This window comes from Streptomyces sp. SolWspMP-5a-2 (assembly GCF_900091845.1).
Classification (GTDB): Bacteria; Actinomycetota; Actinomycetes; order Streptomycetales; family Streptomycetaceae; genus Streptomyces; species Streptomyces doudnae.
Genome location: NZ_FMCI01000298.1, coordinates 1 through 3,801, shown reverse-complemented (window position 1 = coordinate 3,801; position 3,801 = coordinate 1). Strand labels below are relative to the sequence as shown.

General features: G+C 77.2%; 2 protein-coding genes and 1 pseudogene. 2 read left to right on the top strand and 1 reads right to left on the bottom strand.

Going from position 1 to position 3,801, the window contains the following annotated elements:
- Window positions 1–3,066, top strand: a 3,066-nt coding sequence (locus GA0115242_RS41980) for an ATP-binding protein (RefSeq protein ID WP_237549378.1), incomplete at its 5' end; no start/stop codon positions are given.
- Here GA0115242_RS41980 and GA0115242_RS29490 read toward each other — a convergent pair.
- Complete coding sequence (locus GA0115242_RS29490) at window positions 3,053–3,550, bottom strand: NPCBM/NEW2 domain-containing protein (RefSeq protein WP_346014010.1); 498 nt, start codon at window positions 3,548–3,550, stop codon at window positions 3,053–3,055. The genes GA0115242_RS41980 and GA0115242_RS29490 overlap by 14 nt on opposite strands.
- Here GA0115242_RS29490 and GA0115242_RS42595 point away from each other — a divergent pair.
- Window positions 3,537–3,801: pseudogene (locus tag GA0115242_RS42595) on the top strand (hypothetical protein); the annotation flags it as partial. The gene GA0115242_RS29490 and the pseudogene GA0115242_RS42595 overlap by 14 nt on opposite strands.

Sequence of the window (3,801 nt, the reverse complement as noted above, 5' to 3'; positions counted from 1 at the left end):
CGGCTCGGCCGGGCCGCCGACGCCCTGCCCCGGCTGCGGGAGCTGACCGGGGCCCACCCCTACGACGAACCGCTGCACGCCCTCCTGATCCGGGCCCTGCGCGACAGCGGCCGTCCGGCCGAGGCGCTGGCGGCGTACGAGCGGACCCGCCGCACGCTCTCCGAGGACCTGGGCACGGTCCCGGGCCCGGAACTCACCGCCCTCCACCGCGACCTCCTGGCACCCCAGGGCGCCGACCCGCGGCCCGGCCCCGCCCACCCCGGGCCCTCCGCGCGGCCCCGGCCCGCGCCCCGTCCGGCGCCGACCGGCAACCTCCGTCCGCGACTCGACTCGTTCGTGGGCCGGGAACCGGAGATCGCCGCCATCCGTTCGGAACTGCACAGGGTCCGGCTGATCACCCTCACCGGACCGGGCGGTTCGGGGAAGACCCGTCTCGCCGAGGAGGCCGCCGCCGGTCTCCCGCAGGCATGGCTGGTCGAGCTGGCCCCGCTCGACCACCCCGAGGCCGTGCCCGACGCGGTCGTCACCGCGCTCGGTCTGCGCGAGACGGTCCTGAAGACCACCGAGCAGGCCGCCCCGCAGGACGACCCGCTCACCCTGCTCGTCGAGCACTGCGCCCCGCGCGCCCAGCTCCTGATCCTCGACAACTGCGAGCACGTCATCGAGGCGGCGGCCACCCTCGCCGAGGAACTCCTCACCCGCTGCCCGCGCCTGACGATCCTCGCCACCAGCCGCGAACCCCTCGGCGTCCCCGGGGAGGCGGTGCGCCCGGTCGAGCCCCTCGTCCCGGACCAGGCGCACCGCCTCTTCACCGAGCGCGCCACCACCGCACGCCCCGATGTCGCGACGGCCGTCTTCCGCGACCGGGAGGCGGTGGCGGAGATCTGCCGCCGCCTCGACGGCCTGCCGCTCGCCATCGAACTGGCCGCGGCCCGGCTGCGGATGCTCACCCCCCGCCAGATCGCCGACCGCCTCGACGACCGCTTCCGCCTCCTCACCTCCGGCAGCCGCACCGCCCTGCCGCGCCAGCAGACCCTGCGCGCCGTCGTCGACTGGTCCTGGGACCTCCTCGACGAACGTGAGCGGACTGTCCTGCGGGAGGTGTCCGTCTTCGCGGGCGGCTGGGACCTGTCGGCGGCCGAGGCCGTGTGCACCGGCCCCGCGCCCGAACTGATCGGCGCCCTCGTGGACAAGTCCCTGGTGGTCGCCGCCCCGCACCCCGCACCCGACCGGACCGGAAGGAACGGTGGGGACGAGGACGGGGACGGAGACGGAGACGGCGGGAACCGGAACGGCGACGGCGGGGACGGCGGGAGCCGGAACGGCGGGGACGGCGACGGCGGACACGGCGGGCCCGTCCGGGACAGCCGGGACGAGCGGGACGGCCGGGACGGCAGGGACAGCCGCGACGCCGGTGACGCCGGTGATGTCGGTGCCGCAGACGCCCCCGGAGCCGACGGCATGCGCTACCGCCTCCTGGAGACCATCCACGAGTACGCGGTCGAACGCGCCGCCGAGACCCCGGCCCTGCGGAGCGCGGCCGAGCGACGGCACCTGGCCTGGGCGCGCTCCCTGGTGGCGCGGGCCGAACCCCGGCTGCGCTCGGCGGACCAACTCCCCTGGATCGCCCGCCTGGAGACGGAGCTGGACAACATCAGGGCGGCCCTGACCCGCTCCCTCGCGGCGGGCGCCGAGGAGGAGGCGGGCGCGCTGGCCCTGGGCATGGGCTGGTTCTGGTGGCTGCGCAACTACCGTCTGGAGGGCATCTCCTGGACCTCCCGCGTGCTCGCCCTCGGCGCGTCCCTCGACGCGGGCGCCGCCCCGCCCGCCGCCCCGCCCGACCCCGTGGACGCCTTCCTCGGCGCCCCCGACGGCGAGTCCGGCCACCCCCGCCACCTCCTCCGCATGGACCTGCGGATGCTGCACCTCTTCCTGCGCTCGGAGACCGAACCGCTGGAGGGCCTGTACGACGACGAACGGCTGCGCTCCTACGTCGTCCGGGTCCGCGACCACTTCCGCGGCGGCGGCCCCCGGTCGGCCCGCATGCCCGGCCTCCTGTGGCCCCTGACGGCCTTCGTCCTGGGCAGCCCGCGGGACGCCCTGCTCTCCCTGGACGCGACCGTCGCCAACTGCCGCCGCCACGGCGACGACTGGGCGGTCGGCGTGATCCTGATGTTCCGCACCCACCTGGCCGTGGACTCGCCGGGCGCCCTGACCGGCGTCGACGCCGACCTCGCGGAGCTGCGGCTGCTCAGCGCCCGGGTCGGCGACCGCTGGATGCGCGCCCAGGTCTGCGGCGCGGCGGGCGAGGCGGCGATGGTCCGCGGCGCGACGGCGCAGGCCGGACGGGAGTACGAGGAGGCGCTGCGCCTGGCCTACGAGGTGGGCGCGTTCGCGGAGACGCCGTACCTGCTGGCGCGGCTCGCGGAGATCGCCTACCGCGCGGGCGACCGGCCGAAGACCCTGCGCCTGCTGGACGAGGCGGCCGCCGCCGCCGACGCGTACCTGGTCGCGGACTCCCGCGCGTTCGTCCTGCTGACCCGGGCCCGGCTCGCCCTGGACGACGGGGACGTGCACCGGGCGCGGGCCATGGTCACGGCGGCCGGGGAGGCGATCGGGAAGGGCACCCCGCCGCCGCAGTTCACGGTGATGCTGCGGCTGGTGGAGGCGTTGGTGACGGTCGCCGAGTCCGGCCCGGCGAGCGGGCTGCCGCTCCTGGCGGACACGGTCGGCGAGTCGGTCGCCCGGCGCTGCGCCGACGTGGTCACGGCATCGGTCGTGGACGCCGTCGTCGTCCAACTGGTCGCGCTGGGACGGGACTTCGAGCGGGCCGCGCGGCTGCTCGGCGCGGCCGACCGCCGTCGGCGCGGCACCCCGAGACCGCTCCCCGAGGGTGCCGAGGCCGAGCGCGCCGAGGCCGCGATCCGGGCCGCCCTGGGGGAGGCCCGCCTCCTGGCCGAGCACGGCGCGGGCGCGGCCCTCGGCCAGGACGCCCTGCTCGCCGAACTCGCCCCGCTGCGCACGGAGTTCGGGCCGGGCGAGGCGTCAGGGCCTAGGAACAGGTGAACCTCGACTGGGCCCAGTCCGCGGGCGTCAGGCCGGAGAAGGGCGCGGCGGGCTCGACGACCAGCCGTACCGTCGTCCGCCCGGCGAGGCTCACCCGCACCGGCACCGCGGGGTCACCGGCCCGCACCTCGGCGGAGTGCCACAGCCGCACGCCGTCGGCGTAGACGGAGAAGGAGACCCGGCCGACGCCCAGCGCGAGGTCGTCGACCCCGACGAGGGCGTCGTAGGCGGCGCAGGAGCGGTTGAGGTCGATCGTGACGGACGACCGGCCGCGCACCGTCACACCGTGACCGTACTCCCGGCCCCCGATCGACACCCCCTGCCGCTGCCACACCAGACCGCTCTCCCCGAGCCGCATCTCGGGCTCGCTGCCGTCCCCGCCCAGGTCGTAGGACAGCTCGTTCCACTGGTAGACGGCCGGGGCGGGCGCCGGGGGAGGCGTCGGCGTCGGCGTGGGAGCGGGCGCGGGGGTGCGCGTCGGCACCGGGCTCGGGACGGGCTCCGGCGTCCGGGACGGCGTCGGCTTCGGCGTAGGCGTCGGCGTCGGCTTCGGCTTCGGAGTGGGCTTGGGGGAGGGCGACGACGGGACGGGCGCCGGCGGCGCGGGCTCCTTCGTCGGCGGCGCCGGGCTCGGCACCGGCGGCGGGGCGCTCGGCACCACCGGCGCCGAGGCGGGCGGCCTGGCGTCGTTCTTCGCGACCGGGGTGTCGTTGCCGACCAGCGCGAACGCCACCG